The sequence below is a fragment of the Actinomycetota bacterium genome, from assembly GCA_030776625.1.
Taxonomy (GTDB): domain Bacteria; phylum Actinomycetota; class CADDZG01; order CADDZG01; family WHSQ01; genus MB1-2.
In genome coordinates this window covers 226,434-244,997 of record JALYHL010000004.1, presented here as the reverse complement: position 1 = coordinate 244,997, position 18,564 = coordinate 226,434, and the positions used below count along the sequence as shown (strand labels likewise).

The 18,564-nt window shown below is 65.7% G+C and carries 18 protein-coding genes and 2 tRNA genes; 13 read left to right on the top strand and 7 right to left on the bottom strand.

Annotated features, from left to right (window positions below):
• The first annotated feature begins 128 nt into the window (after window positions 1-128).
• Window positions 129-959, top strand: a complete 831-nt coding sequence (locus M3N53_08750) for a hypothetical protein (GenBank protein ID MDP9068413.1) — start codon at window positions 129-131, stop codon at window positions 957-959.
• Here M3N53_08750 and M3N53_08745 read toward each other — a convergent pair.
• From M3N53_08745 to M3N53_08725, 5 genes are all read right to left on the bottom strand, one after another.
• Window positions 949-2,058, bottom strand: coding sequence for a site-specific integrase (locus tag M3N53_08745; GenBank protein MDP9068412.1), 1,110 nt, complete (start codon window positions 2,056-2,058; stop codon window positions 949-951). The genes M3N53_08750 and M3N53_08745 overlap by 11 nt on opposite strands.
• Window positions 2,059-2,169: 111 nt before the next feature.
• Window positions 2,170-2,242, bottom strand: a tRNA-Lys gene (locus M3N53_08740).
• 98 nt (window positions 2,243-2,340) lie between these two features.
• Window positions 2,341-2,417 (bottom strand) — tRNA-His (locus tag M3N53_08735).
• A 36-nt stretch (window positions 2,418-2,453) separates the two neighbouring features.
• Complete coding sequence (locus M3N53_08730; GenBank protein MDP9068411.1) at window positions 2,454-3,644, bottom strand: MFS transporter; 1,191 nt, start codon at window positions 3,642-3,644, stop codon at window positions 2,454-2,456.
• 102 nt (window positions 3,645-3,746) lie between these two features.
• Window positions 3,747-4,349 (bottom strand): hypothetical protein, encoded by a 603-nt coding sequence (locus M3N53_08725; protein MDP9068410.1) that lies wholly within the window; start codon window positions 4,347-4,349, stop codon window positions 3,747-3,749.
• A 114-nt stretch (window positions 4,350-4,463) separates the two neighbouring features.
• On the opposite strand from M3N53_08725, the gene M3N53_08720 reads away from it, so the two are divergent.
• Window positions 4,464-8,078 carry a multifunctional oxoglutarate decarboxylase/oxoglutarate dehydrogenase thiamine pyrophosphate-binding subunit/dihydrolipoyllysine-residue succinyltransferase subunit gene (locus M3N53_08720; protein ID MDP9068409.1) on the top strand — a complete coding sequence of 1,205 codons (3,615 nt, stop codon included), beginning with the start codon at window positions 4,464-4,466 and terminating at the stop codon, window positions 8,076-8,078.
• A gap of 13 nt (window positions 8,079-8,091) precedes the next feature.
• On the opposite strand, the gene M3N53_08715 is transcribed toward M3N53_08720, so the two are convergent.
• On the bottom strand, window positions 8,092-9,069 hold the full coding sequence (locus M3N53_08715; GenBank protein ID MDP9068408.1) for an NAD-dependent epimerase/dehydratase family protein: 978 nt from the start codon (window positions 9,067-9,069) through the stop codon (window positions 8,092-8,094).
• A 148-nt stretch (window positions 9,070-9,217) separates the two neighbouring features.
• Here M3N53_08715 and M3N53_08710 point away from each other — a divergent pair, with 148 nt between their 5' ends.
• From M3N53_08710 to M3N53_08685, 6 genes are all read left to right on the top strand, one after another.
• On the top strand, window positions 9,218-10,372 hold the full coding sequence (locus tag M3N53_08710; protein ID MDP9068407.1) for a hypothetical protein: 1,155 nt from the start codon (window positions 9,218-9,220) through the stop codon (window positions 10,370-10,372).
• Between the two features lie 24 nt (window positions 10,373-10,396).
• Window positions 10,397-11,137: a hypothetical protein gene (locus M3N53_08705; GenBank protein MDP9068406.1), complete on the top strand. Its 741-nt coding sequence runs from the start codon at window positions 10,397-10,399 to the stop codon at window positions 11,135-11,137.
• Window positions 11,134-12,072: a Fe-S cluster assembly protein HesB gene (locus M3N53_08700; protein ID MDP9068405.1), complete on the top strand. Its 939-nt coding sequence runs from the start codon at window positions 11,134-11,136 to the stop codon at window positions 12,070-12,072. Before M3N53_08705 ends, M3N53_08700 begins: the two co-directional genes overlap by 4 nt.
• Window positions 12,073-12,137: 65 nt before the next feature.
• A complete protein-coding gene (locus tag M3N53_08695; GenBank protein ID MDP9068404.1) occupies window positions 12,138-12,485 on the top strand; it encodes a hypothetical protein in 348 nt (115 codons plus the stop codon).
• 2 nt (window positions 12,486-12,487) lie between these two features.
• Complete coding sequence (locus M3N53_08690) at window positions 12,488-12,661, top strand: hypothetical protein (GenBank protein ID MDP9068403.1); 174 nt, start codon at window positions 12,488-12,490, stop codon at window positions 12,659-12,661.
• Window positions 12,662-12,673: 12 nt separating this feature from the next.
• On the top strand, window positions 12,674-12,994 hold the full coding sequence (locus M3N53_08685; GenBank protein ID MDP9068402.1) for a hypothetical protein: 321 nt from the start codon (window positions 12,674-12,676) through the stop codon (window positions 12,992-12,994).
• A gap of 7 nt (window positions 12,995-13,001) precedes the next feature.
• On the opposite strand, the gene M3N53_08680 is transcribed toward M3N53_08685, so the two are convergent.
• Window positions 13,002-13,298, bottom strand: a complete 297-nt coding sequence (locus M3N53_08680; protein MDP9068401.1) for a hypothetical protein — start codon at window positions 13,296-13,298, stop codon at window positions 13,002-13,004.
• 174 nt (window positions 13,299-13,472) lie between these two features.
• Between M3N53_08680 and M3N53_08675 the strand changes: the two genes are divergently transcribed.
• The 5 genes from M3N53_08675 to M3N53_08655 all read left to right on the top strand — a co-directional run bounded on the left by M3N53_08675 (window position 13,473) and on the right by M3N53_08655 (window position 18,534).
• Window positions 13,473-14,972 carry a lysyl oxidase family protein gene (locus tag M3N53_08675; protein ID MDP9068400.1) on the top strand — a complete coding sequence of 500 codons (1,500 nt, stop codon included), beginning with the start codon at window positions 13,473-13,475 and terminating at the stop codon, window positions 14,970-14,972.
• Between the two features lie 94 nt (window positions 14,973-15,066).
• On the top strand, window positions 15,067-16,074 hold the full coding sequence (locus M3N53_08670; protein MDP9068399.1) for a permease: 1,008 nt from the start codon (window positions 15,067-15,069) through the stop codon (window positions 16,072-16,074).
• Entirely contained in the window at window positions 16,071-16,754 is a 684-nt protein-coding gene (locus M3N53_08665; protein MDP9068398.1) for a TIGR03943 family protein, read from the top strand. The genes M3N53_08670 and M3N53_08665 overlap by 4 nt, the downstream gene beginning before the upstream one ends.
• A gap of 22 nt (window positions 16,755-16,776) precedes the next feature.
• Window positions 16,777-17,664: a M15 family metallopeptidase gene (locus M3N53_08660; GenBank protein ID MDP9068397.1), complete on the top strand. Its 888-nt coding sequence runs from the start codon at window positions 16,777-16,779 to the stop codon at window positions 17,662-17,664.
• A 138-nt stretch (window positions 17,665-17,802) separates the two neighbouring features.
• Window positions 17,803-18,534 carry a GAF and ANTAR domain-containing protein gene (locus tag M3N53_08655; protein ID MDP9068396.1) on the top strand — a complete coding sequence of 244 codons (732 nt, stop codon included), beginning with the start codon at window positions 17,803-17,805 and terminating at the stop codon, window positions 18,532-18,534.
• Window positions 18,535-18,564 lie beyond the last annotated feature (30 nt).

The following is an 18,564-nucleotide window of genomic DNA, read 5'->3' as shown; positions in this document are numbered from 1 at the left end:
AGCACTTCAGGCCATTGAGGGATCTCAGTCAGTGGCGAGACCGATTGAGGTCGTCCTGGAAGAGTCTCCTATCCGTCATCGCAGACCTCGCTCCACCGGCCAAGCTATCTCCTGGCCAGGAACGACGAATGGACGAATTGGCCAATTTCATCGAGACATTGGACATTAGTGGTTCGGGACCCGAGTTCGAAATAGCGGCCATCAAGGGTGGCGATGAATTCGCTGTCGTGTTGGGTGCGTTTGCTGATCTTGGTGGCTTTGATAGAGGTGTCTTGTCTGCTGAAGCTGATGAATTAGCTCGTTGGGAGGGAGGACAACTAGGAATCGGCACGCCCCTCTACATCTTTGATGGCGCAACTGAAGTCCAATTGAACTGGAATCACGTACCCACGCCCGAGGCGCTCCGCGACACCCTTATCGAGTTGCTCAGAAACGGGGCGTGGATCGCCGAGAGGGCTGCGGAAGCGCTAGCTCGATATCCAGACCCCGAACCGGTTATCAAAAAGGTAAACGAGTTTCTTCACACTCTTCATCCGGTGACCCGGAATCTGGCTGCGTGGCTTGTTGGCGTGATCGACGCCGAGTATGAGAACAGATACGAAACGTGGCTCGCCGGCGATGACCCTGTCTTGCGTCGGATGGCGGGCCGGCTGATCGCTCGCAGGTACAAGTCTGGTCAGCGTATAGGCGACGATCTGGTTCTTCAGTTGCTAGATGAACCAGACGATGCCGCGCGCGCCTCGATACTCAATTCTTTCAGTGGCGTCGAACTACCAAGACATCTTCAGAGGCGTGTACTGGAAGCGAAGAAGCGGACCGACACGGGATGGCAGTGCCCATCATGCGATCAAAAGAACGCGCCCCGCGCGGAGCAATGCACGAACTGTCGTAATCAAGCACCACACATTCCAAAACATTTCAAGATTGAGTCCCGACCGAGGAGAGCGATTAGGCCCTAACGGGCGTGGTTTGTTGGATCGGGTAGCTATCCAGGCGTCTTGCCAGTGCGTCCATATCTTCGTCAAAAAGGTGGCCGTAGACGGTAAGGGTGAATGCCGCAGAGCGATGGCCCATGATGGACTGAACCGCCTTCGGAGAAGCGCCGGCGGAGATCATCCGAGCTGCGGCTGAGTGACGGAGTGCATGCATGCCGACGACGGGCATCTTCAACTTAGCAAGAACGGGGCGCCAAACGTTCATGTAGGAGAACCGATAGCGGAGCGGTCCGCCTTTCTCGCCTGTGAAGAGCAGCGTGTCGGGATCGGCGTCGATGGAGTCCAGGTGCTGCTCGAGCTCATCGAGGAGCGATGGCGGGATGGGAATTGAGCGTTCGGCGTGAGATTTGGTCGGGCCGAATACGAGCTTCCCGCTGACTTCGGCCATGGATTCCTCGACGCGAATTCGGCGCCGAAGGAAGTCGACGTGGCGACGCCGTAGGACCACCGCCTCACCGTAGCGAAGCCCCAGGATGGCGAGGATCTTGAACAGCAACCGGTATTCGGCGGGAACGGCGCCGATGATTTGATCCGCAACGGCGGGGTCGAAGTACTCTGCTTCTTTGTGCTCGATCTTCGGAAGCTTGATGCGGTCGGCAGGATTGCGGGCGATTAGGCGATCGTCGACGGCGGCATCGAGCATTAGCCGCAGAACGATCACAGCCTGGCGGGCGCGGCTGGGGGACAGGCCTTCTTCAAGCATCGAGGCGATCCATTCCTGGATGTCCGACCGATGCAGCTGCGATAGGCGACGGTTCCCGAACACCGGCAGGATGCGGCTGCGAAGAAGGGACTCATACGTCGCCTTCGTCTTGGGCTTCACCGTGAGCCCTCCCGCCCACTTCTTGGCCCATTCCTCCAGGGGCACTTTGCCGGCACGAGGATCGACGTAGTCATTGCGCAGAATGTCCGTCTCGATCGAAGAGGCGAAGTTCTCGGCATCCACGCGCTTGGCGAACGTGCGGGCTCGTTCGACACGATCGGGATCCCGATAACGGACCATCCATGCGTGCCGTTTCTTGCCGTCTTTGGTTGCCCTAGCGACCTTCTTGATGTGCGCCATCGCAGCCTCCGTGAAATCGCGCCGCCGTCCCGCGGACTTATTGCGGACTTCACGTAATCACGGGGATACGACAAAAACTCGGATTTAGCCCGTGACCTGGGAAAACGAGCGTGGGTCGCCAGGGAATCGAACCCTGAACCTACGGATTAAGAGTCCGTTGCTCTGCCAATTGAGCTAGCGACCCGCCGGCGAGTGTAAATGAGCATCGGCTGGCGCTCTTTTCGCGTCTACTTCCGCATAGCGCGAGCCAAGTGAAAGGAACGGCCCCACTAACGGCGGGGGTGGGGCGACCGACGGGACTTGAACCCGCGACATCCCGGACCACAACCGGGTGCTCTACCTGGCTGAGCTACGGCCGCCATGGGGCGCAACCAGCGTAGCAGCGAACGGCGAAGCTAGGCCGCCTCTGCTTCTGGCTGTGCGGCGATTCGCGAACGGGCTCGACCCACGTACCCGAGCAGCACGAGGCCTCCTGCCGCGACCAGAGCCGCGATCCCGAAGGCGCCGTTGTAGCCGACCTGCGATGCGATCGCACCGGCACTCGCGGCTCCGATGCCGAAGGACAGGTCGAAGAAAGAGGTGAAGGTCCCGATCACCGCGCCGCGCTCCGAGACCGGCGCCTGGTTGATCGCCATCGTCATCAGAGCGGGGAACAGCAGCGCGTGCCCGATCGAATAGAAGACGGTGCCGACGTAGAGACCGACCGGCTCCGCCCACAGGGCCATTACGAGGAAGCCGAGCCCGACCCCCGTGAGGGCGAGCCGCGACGACAACCGAGGACCCAGCCTGTCCGGGAGCCGAGCTCCGAACAGACGGATCGAGATGATGATCGCGGAGTTCAGCGCGAAGACGAAGCGAGACCCGCCCATCCCTATCTGCAACACATACAGCGGGATGAAGGCGGAGAAGGTGGCGAGGCCCCAGATGTTCGTTCCCAGCACCGTCCCAGGCAGTAGCGCCCCGCGATGGATCAACTTCGTGGCGCCGTCGCCGGCGCCGTCGGGGCGCGTCTCCGTGACCAGGAAGCCGACGAATCCCGCGAACGCTGCACTGGCTCCCGCCCACCACCAGACCGCGCCGAAGTCGACGCGCTCGAGGATCGTTTCGCCGAGCACCGGGCCGACCGCGAGACCTCCGAACAGCGCCAGCGAGAAATAGCTGAGCGCCTCGCCGCGCCTGTCGTTGGGGGCGATGTCATTGATGACGGTGGCTGCACCTACATAGAACGCGGCTTCGCCCACTCCCGTGAGCAGCCGCGCCACCAGCAACGGCCATAACGAGTCCGCCACTCCGTAGCCCACGATCGAGGCGCCGACTACGAGGCCGCCGCCGATGATCAGGATCCTCCGGCCTCGCCTGTCGCTGACGCGTCCGACGAAGGGACGCAGGAGGACGGCAGTGATAGCGAAAGCGCCGACGGTGATTCCCACTGCAAGGTTCCCGCTGGCGAGCGGGCCCTCGACGTAGCGCGGCAGCGTAGGGGTGATCATCCCGAGCGCGACGAAGTAGGCGAAAGTAGACAGCATCACCAGCAGGAACACCGGCGTGACGAGCCGGGCCCGCGTGCGGGTGAAGGTGATGCCCACGGCGTGCCTCCTCCTAAAGATCGGTTACTTACACCGTAAACGGAGGAGGCGAGCAGCTATTCCCTCAGGCCTCCGGCAACTTCCGCCGACGCACGACGGCGCTCACTTCGAGACGAGCCAGGGCTCCTCGAGGTCGTAGAAGGTCATCTCGCCATCCATCAGCGCATCCCACTGCGCCATCTCGGGCGGAGGATTCTCATTCATCTCCTTCTCGCCCTGGCGAGCCTCCTCGAGAGATGTGAAATAGAGGACGGAGATGAACGATCCGTCCTCGCGATTGGCGTCGAGGGCACCCATCAGGTCGGGGCGTCGCTTGGGCATCTCTGCCTCCATCCGCTCGCCCAGCTCCTTCGCCGCCTGGACGTCATTGACCCTGCCCTCCATGATCTGGACGAAGCCGGCCTGATCGGAGCCGCCACCAAGAGATGTGGATACGTCGGACGACTCGAAGAACGTGGCCTCTCCCTCGAGGTGCTGAGCGAGATCATTCCACCACTCGCCCTGCTCCGGCCTGTCGCTGTTGCGCCGGGCCGCCTCTTCGGACTCGAAGCGGACCGCCGCCACGAACCGACCGTCGGGCGTGACGCCGGCCGTCGTCCCAAGCCACCCGTCGGCGGTGGGGCCTAGCTCCCGCACCCACCGATCCATCTCGCTCTTCACGGCATCTGCGTCTGTGGTGCGCGCTCGGATCACCTGCATGAACATGTGCACCCTCCTTCGGCTCGGTCCGCTGGTCCTCAACGTGACGCGCCGGAGTGGGTGCGTCAAGGGGGGTTGCTACCCTGGAAGAGATACGACTGTCCGGTGTTGGGCATAGTGATGACCGACGTGGAGAGCACCCAGATCAGCAAAGAGACCTTCGGCGCCAACCAGTGGTTGGTAGAGGAGATGTACCGCCGCTACCAGGAGAACCCCAAGGCGGTATCTGAGTCCTGGCAGGAGTTCTTCGAGGGCTACACCCTCCCCGGCGACAACGGGAGGAACCGGAGGGCGCGACCGGCGCCGCGGCCGCAAGCCATGGCGCAGCCCGAGTCGCGTCCTGCGCCTTCCTCCGCTCCCGCTGCAGCCGGCCCCCAAGAGGTGCCAGAAGACGCGACGCCCCTGCGGGGCGTTGCGGCGCGGATCGCCGAGAACATGGAGGCCTCGCTCGGCATCCCCACCGCCACCTCGGTCCGAACGCTTCCCGCGAAGCTCCTGGAGGAGAACCGCCGCGTCATCAACCGGTGGCTTAGCGGTCATCGCGGCGGCAAGGTCTCCTTCACCCACATCATCGGGTGGGCGATCCTGAAGGGGCTTCAGGCGCGGCCAGCGATGAACGCGAGCTACGCAGAGGTCGACGGCAAGCCACACGTCGTCCAGCGCAAGCACGTCAACTTCGGCCTCGCTGTAGATATCGAGAAGTCAGACGGGAGCCGGGTGTTGCTGGTCCCGAACATCAAGAACGCGGACGAGCTGGACTTCGCCGAGTTCCACGCCTGCTACGAGGAGCTCATCCGAAAGGTAAGGAACAACAAGCTCACGCCCGAGGATTTCGCCGACACCACCGTCACGCTCACGAACCCGGGCACCGTCGGGACCCGGCTGTCGGTTCCCCGGCTGATGCCGAACCAAGGTTTGATCGTCGGCACCGGCTCGATCGGATACCCGCCCGAGTACGAGGCGTCGGACCCGCGGACCCTCGCGCGCCTCGGCGTCGGCAAGGTCATGACCATCACCAGCACGTACGACCACCGGGTGATCCAGGGGGCCGAGTCTGGACTCTTCCTCTCGCAGGTGCACGACCTGCTCCTCGGCGGCGAGCGCTTCTATGACGAGATCTTTGCCTCCCTGCGCGTGCCGTACGAGCCGGTCAGGTGGAGCGCCGACCGCGCCGACAGCTCGAGCCAGGACGGTGAGCTCCGCAAGCAAGCGCGGGTGGCACAGCTGGTCAACATGTACCGGGTACGCGGCCACCTGCTGGCGGACCTGAACCCGATCGCATGGGAGGTCCTCTCACACCCAGAGCTGGACATCTCGCACTATGGGCTCAGCGTGTGGGACCTGGATCGCGAGTTCCTCACCGAAGACCTCCCCGGCCCCCAGCGCCAACCGCTCCGTCAGATACTCGACACCCTGCGCGATGCATACAGCCGCACGATCGGCGTCGAGTACATGCACATCTCGGATCCGCAACAGAAGCGATGGATCCAGGAACGGGTCGAGCGAGGGCACGCGGACCTGTCGGTGGAAGACAAGAAGCACATCCTCGCCCGGCTGAACGCGGCCGAAGGGTTCGAGCGCTTCCTGCATGCGAAGTACACCGGCCACAAGCGGTTCTCGTTGGAGGGGGCCGAGAGCCTGATCCCCATGCTCGACACGCTGTTCGAGACGGCGGTGGACCAAGGCATGGTCGAGGCCGTGATGGGGATGTCCCACCGCGGGCGCTTGAACGTGCTCGCGAATGTAGTCGGCAAGCCGCTTCCGGAGATATTCAAGGAGTTCGAGGGTGATCTCGATCCCGACACCGTGCAGGGGTCGGGGGACGTGAAGTACCACCTCGGGATCACGGGCCGCTTCACGTCTCGCGCGGGCAACGACCTGGCGGTGGTGCTCGCCTCGAACCCGTCGCACCTCGAGGCAGTCGATCCTGTCGTCGAGGGCATGGCGCGCGCCAAGCAAGACCTCCTCGGCGAGGAGGCGCACGACCGCGTCCTGCCCGTCCTTCTCCACGGAGACGCCGCCTTCGCAGGGCAGGGTGTTGTCGCCGAGACGCTCAACATGTCGGCGCTGCAGGGCTACCGCACGGGCGGGACGATCCACGTCGTGGTGAACAACCTCATCGGGTTCACGACGTCGCCGAAGTCCGGCCGTTCGACGCTGTACGCGACCGACATCGCGAAGATGATCCAGGCCCCGATCCTGCACGTCAACGGCGACGATCCTGAGGCGTGCGTGCGCGTGATGAAGCTCGCCTTCGCCTACCGCCAAGCCTTCAAGCGCGACATCGTCATCGACCTCATGTGCTACCGCCGTTACGGCCACAACGAGGCCGACGAGCCTGCGTTCACGCAGCCTCTGATGTACTCCCAGATCGACGAGCGCCGCTCGGTCCGGAAGCTCTACACCGAGTACCTGCTGAACCGGGGGGAGCTGACGATCGAAGAGGCCGAGAGCTCACTAGAGAACTTCCGCTCCGGGATGCAGAAAGCGTTCGAAGAGACTAAGGGAGCCGACCGGACTGACGACATCCGTGCGCTCCGGCCACCCGCCCCGCTGGGCGTCGTTGCGCCCGCCGAGACCGGAGTGGAGCGCGACCGGCTGCAGTACATCCACGAGGTCGCGAACAGTTACCCCACCGACTTCCGCCCCCACCCGAAGCTCCAGCGTCAGATCGCGAAGCGCGCCGACATGCTCGAGCGCGACGCCATCGATTGGCCTGCCGGTGAGGCGCTCGCCTTCGGCTCGCTGCTCCTAGAGGGCTTCAGCGTCAGGCTGTCCGGCCAGGACTCCCGCCGCGGGACCTTCAGCCAGCGACACGCGGTTCTCGTCGATCACGAGACGGGGGAGGAATACCAGCCGCTGTGCAACCTCGGGCAGGGCCAGGCTCCGTTCCGGATCTTCGACAGCTTGCTATCGGAATTCGCCGCCATGGGCTTCGAATACGGCTACTCGGTGGCGAACGGCGATGCGCTCGTGTGCTGGGAGGCGCAGTTCGGTGACTTCGTCAACGAGGCGCAGGTCATCATCGATCAGTTCCTGGCTGCCGGTGAGGACAAGTGGGACCAAGAGAGTGGGCTTGTGCTGTTGCTCCCGCATGGGTACGAAGGCCAAGGCCCCGAGCACTCGAGCGCGCGGCTCGAGCGGTTCCTCACGCTCTGCGCCGAGGACAACATGCAGGTGGTTCAGCCGACGACGCCCGCGCAGTACTTCCACGTCCTGCGCCGCCAACTCCACCGCACGATCCGCAAACCTCTCGTCGTCCTCACGCCGAAGTCACTGCTTCGGTTGCCGGACGCGCGCAGCAAGACAGATGAGTTCGTCTCCGGTCACTTCCGCGAGACGCTCGATGACATCCAGGTGGAAGACCCGAAGGCCGTGAAACGCATCCTCTTGTGCACGGGGAAGGTCGCTTACCTGCTGGCGGGCGCCCGCAACGAACGTGAGGCTCCGGCCGCCATCGTGCGCGTCGAGCAGCTGTATCCCTTCCCGAAGGAGCAGCTGACGGAGATCTTCGCCCGCTACCCCAACGCGACGGAGGTTCGGTGGGTGCAAGAGGAGCCCGAGAACATGGGCGGCTGGACGTTCGTGCACCATCGACTTCGGGACGGTCTCGACAAGCGCCTCACCCTGAGGGTTGCTGCCCGCGCCGAGAGCGCCAGCCCCGCGACCGGAAGCAACCGCGTGCACGAGCAGGAAACCCAGGAGCTGTTGGACAAGGCCCTCGAGAACCTCTAGCCGCAGCGGCGGCCTAAGCGTCTTTCCTCCGCGCTGATATCAAACCGCGCTCGCGTGCCCCCTGGATCGTGTCGGCGAGCGTGTCGAACGCGTCGTACTGCGGCTCCCATCCCAGGTTCATCTTTGCCTTCGTCGTGTCCATCAGAACCGGCACGCGCAGCGCGCCGATCCACGACGCGCGGGCGGGGAGGAGCGGTACGCGCGACACGATCCGCGCGGTGAGGTCCACCGCCAGCTCCGGGATCGGCATCGCGTACCAGCCCAGCGCGTGCGCGAGGTCCGACAGGGTTATCTCTCCGTCGGCCGCCAGGTTGTACGTCCCCGGAACGCGGCCCCCCCGGATGGCAGCCAGCAGCGCTTGCGCGACGTCGTCGGCGTGCACCAGTTGGAAGGGGACGCCAGGGTCAGGGATCACCGGGCGTAGAAGCGGGATCGTGCCGACGAGCTTCCGCACGGGATCCGGCAGCTTCTCGCCCAGTTGCACGTATGGGATGTTCTCGATCAGCTCCGTTGCGGTGGGACCCGCCACGATGCACGGCCGGAAAACGAACAGCTCGGTGGTCGGAGAAGTGGCCGCTAGCTCTCGCAGCGTTCGCTCCAGCTCGGCCTTCTGCGCGGAGTAGTAGTGGTCATCGGAACCCCGTGCGGGAACGTCTTCGTCCAGGAGCTCGGGGTTGTCCTCGTGGAAGCCGTACGCCGCGACCGAGGATGTGTAGACGAGCCTCGGCACCTTCTGGTCGAGCGCCGCCTGGAAGACGTTGCGCGAGCCCTCGAGGTTGATCCGGGCGGTGTCCTCGTAGGAGCCCAGGATCAAGAACGCCAGGTGAACCACGACGTCGGCGCCGGCGACCAGGCCTCTCACTGCGGCTTCGTCTAAAACGTCGCCCTGTCTGTACTGGATCTTCGTCCATCCTTGCGACAGGGGGTCGAATGGGCGCCGCGCCATCCCGACAACGCGCCCGACGGCAGGCTCGCGTTGCAGCGCGTTCATCAGTGCTTTACCGATCGCGCCGGTAGGCCCCGTCACCGCGACCGTGAGCTTGTCATTTGTCGCCACTATTCGGTCACCCTAGCCGTGGGTGTCCCCGGGGTGGCTCGCGCCCGCCACGCCATCCCGCGCCGCCTCTAGGATTCCGCCCATGGCCGCGCGCAGCGTGTTCGAGGTGATCGCGTTCGTCGTCGGCCTGATACTCGTGGTGGGAACGGCCGGCAGCCTGTTCAGGACCCTCGTGCTTCCGCGGGCGGTCTCGTCCCGTCTGTCGGTGTTCGTCGGAAGGCGCATCGTCCTGACGAACGTCATCAGGATCTCGCGTCTGGTCGAGTCGTACGAGGTGAAGGACAAGATCCTGGCCTTCGCGGCACCGATGGCTCTCCTCGCGCTGCTGGTGACGTGGCTGACCTTGTTTTTCCTCGGCTTCGCGCTGATCCTGTGGCCGCTGACGGGCGGGACGATCGGTCAGGCACTGCGGGAGAGCGGCTCGTCGATGTTGACGCTTGGGTTCGCGGGCCAGGATCGAGCGGGGCCCACGGTCGTGTATTTCGTGGCGGCCGCGACCGGCTTGATCGTGGTCGCGCTGCAGATCGCGTATCTGCCGACGCTCTACCAGGCGTTCAACAAGAGGGAGACCCTCGTGACGATGTTGCAGAGCCGCGCGGGCGCGCCGGCATGGGGGCCGGAGATCCTGGGACGCGCTCACATGGTGGGGATCATCGAGGAGCTGCGCCATCTGTACGCGGAATGGGAGCGCTGGACCGCGGAGGTGATGGAGAGCCACACCACCTATACCGTGCTGATCTGGTTCCGCAGCCCGCACCCGCTGAGATCGTGGGTCCTCGCGTTGCTCGCGGTCCTGGACTCGGCTGCTCTCTATCTTGCGTTCGCTCCGACTAGCGCGCCCGGAGAAGCACGACTGTGTCTCAGAATGGGGTTCACGTGTCTCCGCAACATCGCGGACGTTCTGAGGATCCCGTACGACCCCGACCCGTTCCCGGACGACCCGACGGAGCTCACGTACGAGCAGTTCGTCGGCGGGGTGAACCGGCTGAGGGAGATCGGCTTCCCGATGGAGCGCACACCCGAGGAGGCGTGGCCGCATTTCCAAGGCTGGCGCATCAACTACGAGCACATCGCCTACACGCTCGCGGACGCAGTCGTGGCTCCGCCTGGACCGTGGTCCGGGCCCCGCAGTCACCTCCCGGGACTGACGATCGTCCCCCAGCGCCCTCCGAACAGGAGCCCCGACGACAGACAAGAGGAGCGACCGAAGGCGGCGCGCTTCGGGTGGCACGCATAACTTGCTGCCTCTTAATCTCATCGCATGTCGATAGAGCCGGACCTCGCGCTGGAGCGCGTCCTCGAGCAGGGCGATGAGTGGCAATCGTGGCGCGCTCTCCGTCTGGGCGGAGAGGAGCCCGTCGAGGTGCCGGCGATACCGGCGCAAGCAGAGGATGGCGGGTTCGTCGGCCCCACGGGCCGTTCATCCCCGGGCGCGACGGGCGAGGCCCTGTGTCACCTCGCGCTTCTCGGTCTCGCGGGATCGGCGCCCGCGGCGCGCGCCGCCGACTGGTTGCAGGGGGCGCGCACACCCGCCGAGGCCTGGCTGGACTCGCCCGAAGACGTTCCCGGTGATCTCGACAATCCCGCCGCCGGACGGGTGTGGGCGACGGCAGCCGCGAGTTGTGGCCTGCTGGCGGTCGAGCGCGATCCCGGCCACCGCGCCTTCGACCTGCTGCGGGGTGAGGCCGATCTGCAGGGGCGTTTCACCGGCGGCGCGTATCCGACGTTCGCGGCCGCGGGCGTCTACTGGCTGAAAGAGGGGCCGAAGACCGAGATGGCGGAGTGGGCTTTGCGGTGGTCGCGCGAGAACGCCGAGGAGTGGTGGGAGCCGTGGGAGCTGGCGACCGCGCTGACCTTCTGGGCGGCTGCCCGTGTGCCGCCGGAGCATCTGAGCGTCGAGTCGTTCATCGAAGATCTCAAAGATCGATCCCCGGCCGAAGGCTTCGCCGATGACCTCGGTCTCACGTTGCGCGTGCTCGAGCTCGTCACCCACTTCGAGTGACCGCGATCGAGTTGCCGCTCGTCGGGGCCGGCGGCGAGTCCGTTGATCTCGAGCGCACGCTGACCTCGCACGGCCTCGCCGCGCTGCCGCCGCTTGAACCCTTCCCGGACGCGGTCGCCGTGCGGATGACGCTCCCGCTCCGGGATGGGCGACCGCGCACCGTCGAGGTGAGGGAGATGAAGCCGGGCGTGGTGTCGGTGGCGATCGTGGGTCGTGCTGCCTCGGCCGCGACGCGAGCCGAGATAGAGCTGCTCGTCCGGCGGGTACTGGGGCTCGATCAGGACCTGTCGGGGTTCTACGCGATGACGCGAGACGATCCCGATCTGGCGTGGGTGGCGCAGGGGGCCGGGCGCATGCTGCGCAGCCCGACGGTGTTCGAAGACATCGTGAAGACGATCTGCACCACCAACTGCGCGTGGTCCGCCACGATCCGGATGGTGAGCGCTCTGGTGGAGCACCTCGGCCCCCGGGCCGCCGGGGCACCTGCCAGCGGGTGGCGGGGGAGAGCTTTCCCCGGTCCTCGAGCGATGATGGCCGCGGGCGAAGACTTCTATAGAGACGTCGTGCGCGCCGGTTACCGGGGACGCTACTTCATCGCTCTCGCGGAGACGGTGGCGGAGGGGCGCGTCGATCCAGAGAGGTGGGCGACGACGTCTCCCGCGGGCCTCACCGACGACGAGGTTGCGGCCCAGCTGCAGCAGCTGCCCGGCGTCGGCCCTTATGCGGCGGCGCACATCATGATGATGTTGGGGCGGCACTCGCGGCTGATCCTCGATTCGTGGACCCGACCCACCTACGCGCGGCTGACCGGCAGGCGCGAGGTGAAGGATCGGACCATCGAACGGCGCTTCAAGCGCTACGGCGAATACGCCGGCCTCGCCTTCTGGCTCTTTCTCACCCGCGGGTGGGTCGGATCCGAACCTGCGGCGAACTGAGCGGCCGCGTTAAACCCACGTCTCGTCGGGTAGGTAGGTAGAAACGTCCACACCGGAGGACTTCCTTGCAGCTTTCGCTTTCACCAGAGAAGGTCCAGGTGCTGCGCGCCGACACCGAGGACGCCGACGTCGAAGACATCATCCGCTCGCCGAGGGTAGAGGTCGACGTCGAGCGACGGTCGGTGACGGTAGCGGCGTCTGATCGGACCGAGGAGGGCTCTATCTCCGGAGAGCTTGTTGCCAGTGCCCGCGGCCTCAAGATCACCTGCGGGCAGACACACGCCGAGCGTCGCAGCCTCCACCTCACTTTCTCTCGACCCGATGAGCTCGACCATGCGGTTGCACGGCTCGAACAGCGCGGCCTGTCCGTGGTCAGATCCGAAGAGGATCCGAACTACCGGAGAGGCGGCTAGCGGTGGGAGAAGATCGAGACCTCGACGCGCCGCCGCAGCCGGCGGACGACGGGCTGCAGGATCCTCTGGTGCATGAGGGCGGCCCCCCAGACGGCATCGATACCAACGAACGCGGTGATGAAAGAGTGCAGGTGCAGCAGCCATCCGGCGAGCCGATCGACGACGCAGACAGATAGTGTCGATGGTTCATGGACACCATTGACGAGCGGATCGCCCTGAACGAGATGCTGTTCAGGGACGTTAACGAGAACATCCGCAAGGGCGCCTCTGATGGGCGTCACCAAGACGCACACTTCGTTTGTGAATGCGGTGAGTCCGGCTGCGAGGAGCGGGTGCCGATCACGCTCGACGCGTATCAGGCCGTGCGCGGCCAGAAGCTTCACTTCCTAGTGAAGCCGGGCCACGAGATCCCGCGCGCCGAGACCGTCGTGGAGCGTCACTCCCGCTACGTGGTCGTGGAAAAGCCGCCCGAGGCGGAGCCCGTCCTGAGAGAGGGGTCGGCGGATTAGTCGGAACTCAGCTTTCCCGATCCGCCTGCTGATCGCTCTCCGACACGACCTCCACCGACTCCCCGGTTGCCTCGCGGATCGTCCGCGCCAACTCTTCGGGATCGTCGACCAGGTCGGCGTTGATCGTGGGTGCCGAATCGTCCCGGGCGGTCGCAGGGGGCGCGACCTCATCAGGGGATGTGATCACTAGATCATCGGGTGAGACGCGCTCCGGCTCTGCCCCCAGATCCTCGGGAGTGACGCCGGGCTGCTGGGTGTGCGCCGATCCCTGCGATGCGCCACCGCGGCTTGCGTCTTCGGCCATGTCGCGAGCCTAACGCCGTGAGTTTCCGCTGCGCCGGACATCCGGCCCCATCCCAGCGAAACGCCCAGACGGCAACCCTATTGACCTTTCGGGCGTCAGATGTTCTTTGAGGACAGGTTGCCGGTCCTCCGACGCCGACCGCGGCGCCGGTGCCAACTGATGAAGGAGCTATCGATGGTGACGGAGCTGTCTCGCCGGCGGCCCTCCAGGGCGCACCGGGTGCTGGGTTGTATCGCGGCCGCCACGTTGGTCACCGCGCTCGCGCCGGTCACCGCCGAGGCTGCGCCGACCGCGCCGCGCCTGGAGCTGCGGGTGGTGGATCGAGAGCTCACCGTTAGTCGCGGCGAAGGGATGCCGGCTTACCTCGACCTCGGACTGTACGTGGCCGCGCTGGATGCACCCCTGGAGATACAGGTCCATCGACCTTCGTATACCGAGCCGATCCAGGTGGACCAGGTGCTTCGGAGTGACAACGGCCCGTCGACGACGCGCCGGCTGCCGGCGACGACTCTTGCCGGCTGGAGGGGTTTCCTCGATTTCTTCGAGATCACGATCGCGAAGCCGACGGGCGAGGTCGTGCGGACGCTGACGCCGCGCTTCTGCGTCGACGGCTACGAGCGGCAGCGCGTGAACGACGAGGGCCCGGTGTCGCCGGTCTACCCCTACGCCTGTTACGGCAACTTCTTCACCAAGGGCACGGTCTGGGGCATCGAGGAGGGGTGGGCGGTAGATGCCGCCGGCGGCAAGGGCGGTTGGCGCGCTCGGTTGGCGGACGGCACGTACGACGTGACGGCCTCGATCTCCGATACCTACGTCGAGTTGTTGGGGCTGGACGAAGCCGCGACCACCGCGAACCTGACGCTTCACGTAAAGACGTCCCAGCGCTGCCGCGACTGCCCCTACCCGGGCGGTGAGGGCGAAGGTCCGCACCAGTGGGCCTCAGCAGGCAGTGCCGTCCCGGATACGACCAACCCAAGGACCGAAACGCTCCCGGACCTGGTGTCACTGCCTGCGTGGGGCATCAACCTCCGCGAGGGGCGGCGGGCGACTCGTCTCGGATTCGGAGCCACCATTTGGACCGCTGGGGCACAGGATCTGGTGGTGGAGGGGTTCCGTCGTTCCGACGAAGCGACTATGGACGCCTACCAGTACTTCTACGAGGACGGCGAGCCCGTTGGGCGCGCGCCGGTCGGCGACTTCGCCTACGACGATCAACGTCGCCATAACCACTGGCACTTCATGCAGTTCGCGCGCTACTCGCTGCTGGACTCGACGCAGACCGAGGTGCTGCGCAGCAAGAAGGAAGCCTTCTGCTTGATGCCCACCGATTCGATCGACCTGCTGTTGCCGGGGGCCGAGTGGCGCCCGGACAACACAGACCTGAATACCGCGTGTGGCGGCCCCGACGCTCTGTGGATCCGCGAGGTCCTGCCGCTGGGCTGGGGCGACACTTACTTCCAAGGCATCCCGGGTCAGTCCTTCGACGTGACGGATCTCCCGAACGGCACCTACTACATCGCGGTCGAGGCGAATCCCGACGGGCTGCTCTTCGAACAACGGACCGACAACAACGTCGAGCTGCGCGAGATCATCCTGAGAGGGCGGCCTGGATCACGCCGTGTGGAGGTCCCTCCCTGGAACGGGATCGACACGGAGAACGGTCGCTACCGGTAGTTTCGACGGGCCCGGCTGGAGCGGCCGGGCGGGAACTCCGGCGGGTTCTGTAGCGGGACCCTGCGCGTCCGTTCAAGCGATCTCGAGGAACTCAATGGCGACCAACGTCGGAACCATCGGCTTCGCACACGCAACCACCCGCCGCTGGCTCGCGCTTGCCGGGATCGCTTCGCTGCTGTTGCTGGTTCTGGCTCGGGCCTCGGGCGTAACCGATGTCGCGGTCGCGCAAACCTTCACCATCATCTTCACGGCCATAGTCGTCGAGGCACTTCCTTTCGTGCTCCTGGGAGCCGTGGTCTCCGCCGCAATCGAGGTGTACGTGTCGGACGACGTGTTGGGTCGCGTCACGCGGCTGCCAGCCGCACTGCAGCTACCCGCAGCGGCCCTAGGAGGGTTCGCGTTCCCGGTCTGCGAGTGCGGGTCCGTTCCGGTCGCCCGACGGTTGATGCGCCGAGGCATGCACCCGGGCGCGGGGATCGCCTTCATGTTGGCCTCACCGATCTTCAACCCGATCGTCCTGCTGGCGACCTGGGTCGCCTATTCACCCCGCGGGCTCGGGATGCAGATGGTGGCCGGACGTGCCTTGCTGGGCCTGGTGGTTGCACTCGCCACGGGATGGGCTCTGGGCGGCGAGGCGATCGAGCGGCTGCTGCGGTCGGATGTGCAGCAGGGTGGCCCACCCGCGCGCGCCGGTAGCTCGAGGAGGCTGGGCAGCTTCTTCGAGCACCTGAACGGTGATTTCTTCTTCATGGGGAAGTTCCTCGTAGTGGGCGCTGCCCTATCTGCGGCGTTCCAGACACTCCTTCCGCAGAGCCTGGTGGCGGGTGTTGCTCGCAGTGCCGTCGTTGGGACGCTCGCGTTGATGGCGATCGCGTACGTGTCGTCTCTGTGTTCGGAGGCCGATGCGTTCGTGGCCGTGTCCTTCTCGCAGTTCGGGCTCGGCTCACAGCTCGCGTTCCTCGTCTTCGGCCCGATCCTCGACTTCAAGCTGACCTTCCTCTACGGCGCGGCGTTCCGGCAGAGGTTCGTCGGGACCCTCGTGGTCGTGGCGGTGCCGCTCGTGCTTGCCGGCGCGCTGGTGTTCGAGGTGGTGATCCGGTGAGAGGCATTGGTGGGCCGCGCACCGTGGTGCTGGCGCTGTGGAGCGCGTTCTTCGTCTGGTTGCTCCTCTCGGGGAAGGTGAACGTCTACATCGGTCCGCGCACCTATTGGGTGATCGTGTTCGGCGCCGTGTGCCTCGTCGCCGCGACCGCCGGGAGCCTGGTTCTGTCGCGGCCCGAGCAGGAGGCGTCTACAGCCGGTTCGACGCGGGGCTACCTCGTCATGCTGGCGCCGATCCTTCTCGTGCTAGCGGTTCCGGAGCCTAGCCTTGGGGCGCTCGCGGCCTCCCGTAAGACGGCGGGAGCGGGCTCGTTGGCGGCGCTACAACCGCGTGCGAGCGACGGCGAGATGTCTTTCCAGGAGATCTCTTACGCGCTGACCTCCGAGGAATATGCGACGTCACTGGGGCTGGTCGAGGGGTACGAGATCGATGTGACGGGTTTCGTGGCCGAGCCGTCTGCGGAGGCGCCGGGCGCGCTCGTCCTCGGCCGTTTCTCGATCTTCTGCTGTGCCGCGGATGCCGTTCCATACACGATCCCGGTGCAGGTGTCGGACGCGTCTGCGTGGGAGCCGGACACCTGGCTCAGGGTGCGAGGCTCGCTCGCCCGAGAGGGCGACGGCTTGGTCGTAGTGGCGGAGCACGTAGAAAAGGTCGACGTCCCGGACGATCCCTACATCTAAGGCGTGCAGATAGCCTCGTTGGATGAGGAAGCGTCTCGCCATCCGGTTGCTCGTGATCCTCGCGTTAGTTGCCGGCTGCAGTGAGCCGAGCGGATCCGCGGCGCCGGACCCCGTGACGGGTCGCGGAGGCGCTAGACCGGCGGCGGAGCCGAGCGCGGCTCCAACGGAACCCGCGGTCGCTGAAGCGCATCCGCTTCCGCGCAAGGTCTCGGAGCGCCCGCCGTGGCTGGGCGATCGCGTGCTGGCCCGCGGCCCGAACGGTTTCGGCGTCGCGCGGTTCACACCGAAGCTGTTGCGGGATCGGCGCCTCGTGACGGTCGATCACCTGCCGCCGCCCCGGTCGGATCGATTCTCTTCCTCCGTGTCTCCGATCCCGCGAGACGTGCTTGCGCGTTCGACGTGGCAGCGCGGCTGTCCAGTTCGCGTGCACGACCTCGCCTACGTCACCATCGCGTTCTGGGGGTTCGATAGCGAGCCCCACACGGGCGAGCTGATCGTGCACACGTCGGTGGCGCGGCCGGTCGTGTCCGTGTTCAGGAAGCTGTACAGAGCGAGGTGGCCGATCGAGGAGATGCGCGTGACCACGCGCGAGGAGCTTCGGGCGCCACCCACGGGTGACGGCAACAACACGAGCGGTTTCGTCTGCCGCCCGGCGCGACTCGCTACGGAGTGGTCGGAGCACGCGTACGGGCTCGCTGTGGACGTGAACCCGTTCCACAACCCCTACGTGCGCAATGACCTCGTTCTGCCCGAGCTGGCGCTCGCCTACAGGAACCGCGGCTGGCAGCGGCCGGGGATGATCCGCAGCGGAGACGTCGTGACCCGGGCCTTCGCTGCGATCGGGTGGTCCTGGGGCGGATCGTGGAGCTCGGCCAAGGACTGGATGCACTTCTCGCGCTCCGGCGACTGATCCGCCACCGGGACGCCCGGGAATGTCCCGGTAAAGCCCGCTGTTACGGTGACTACAGCATTCACCGCGTCCGCTGAGGGGCCTCGGTCACATCAGAGCCCGACTCTTTGGCCCACGCACAAAAGAGTCGGGGGAATCATGGCCGAGCGTCCGGCAGGTCGGGGCGAGCGACCTGTCAACTCCCTTGGGGAGCTTCAGCTTTCGGAAGAGACCTTGGACAGCGTCATGGGCCACGTCGCCCGCCTTGGGATCCAGGCGCTCTCGGGTTGGGACGCGGCAGCGGCGAGCCTGGTCACGAAAGACAGGTTCGCCACCTTCGGGATCACCGACGACCGCATCAACACGGTGGATCAGGCGCAGTACGACAGCAACAAGGGGCCCTGTGTCGACGCCGCCAAGGAAGGCGAGCTCCAGTACTTCAACGGTGACGATGTGCCACCTCCGTGGTGCGAGTTCGCCCGGACGGCGGCTGATGCCGGCGTCTACTCCGTCATCTCGTTCCCGATGAAGGTGCGCGGCGAGACTATCGGCGCGCTCAACTTCTACTCCCGAGAGCGCGATGCCCTCCGGCCGGGTCAGCGTGAAGAGGGCTGGGTCTTCGCCTCTCAGGCCGCGGTGGCCGTCGCAAATGCGAAAGAGTTCATGTCCAAGGCGGAGCAGGTCGAGCAGCTGGGGCAAGGACTAGAGACCAGAACCCTGATCGGGCAGGCGACGGGCCTGCTGATGGCGCAGGAGGGACTCACCTCCGACGAGGCTTTCCAGAAGCTCGTCCACGTGTCGCAGAACGCGAACGTGAAGCTGCGCGAGATAGCGCAACGCTACGTAGAGGCGTGGGAGGGCAAGGCGGGGTCGAAGCAGACCACCAGCTGAAACGGCGGCGGAGCGCTTGCTGCCGGACGA

What these genes read in the sequence shown, in the direction of transcription:
- M3N53_08685 (MDP9068402.1), top strand. Translation starts at nt 12,674, where the DNA reads ATGGACACCATTGACGAGCGGATCGCCCTGAACGAGATGCTGTTCAGG.
- M3N53_08705 (MDP9068406.1), top strand. Translation starts at nt 10,397, where the DNA reads ATGTCGATAGAGCCGGACCTCGCGCTGGAGCGCGTCCTCGAGCAGGGC.
- M3N53_08670 (MDP9068399.1), top strand. Translation starts at nt 15,067, where the DNA reads ATGGCGACCAACGTCGGAACCATCGGCTTCGCACACGCAACCACCCGC.
- M3N53_08675 (MDP9068400.1), top strand. Translation starts at nt 13,473, where the DNA reads ATGGTGACGGAGCTGTCTCGCCGGCGGCCCTCCAGGGCGCACCGGGTG.
- M3N53_08680 (MDP9068401.1), bottom strand. Translation starts at nt 13,298, where the DNA reads ATGGCCGAAGACGCAAGCCGCGGTGGCGCATCGCAGGGATCGGCGCAC.
- M3N53_08750 (MDP9068413.1), top strand. Translation starts at nt 129, where the DNA reads ATGGACGAATTGGCCAATTTCATCGAGACATTGGACATTAGTGGTTCG.
- M3N53_08715 (MDP9068408.1), bottom strand. Translation starts at nt 9,069, where the DNA reads ATGAACGCGCTGCAACGCGAGCCTGCCGTCGGGCGCGTTGTCGGGATG.
- M3N53_08725 (MDP9068410.1), bottom strand. Translation starts at nt 4,349, where the DNA reads ATGTTCATGCAGGTGATCCGAGCGCGCACCACAGACGCAGATGCCGTG.
- M3N53_08745 (MDP9068412.1), bottom strand. Translation starts at nt 2,058, where the DNA reads ATGGCGCACATCAAGAAGGTCGCTAGGGCAACCAAAGACGGCAAGAAA.
- M3N53_08710 (MDP9068407.1), top strand. Translation starts at nt 9,218, where the DNA reads ATGGCCGCGCGCAGCGTGTTCGAGGTGATCGCGTTCGTCGTCGGCCTG.
- M3N53_08720 (MDP9068409.1), top strand. Translation starts at nt 4,464, where the DNA reads ATGACCGACGTGGAGAGCACCCAGATCAGCAAAGAGACCTTCGGCGCC.
- M3N53_08655 (MDP9068396.1), top strand. Translation starts at nt 17,803, where the DNA reads ATGGCCGAGCGTCCGGCAGGTCGGGGCGAGCGACCTGTCAACTCCCTT.
- M3N53_08660 (MDP9068397.1), top strand. Translation starts at nt 16,777, where the DNA reads ATGAGGAAGCGTCTCGCCATCCGGTTGCTCGTGATCCTCGCGTTAGTT.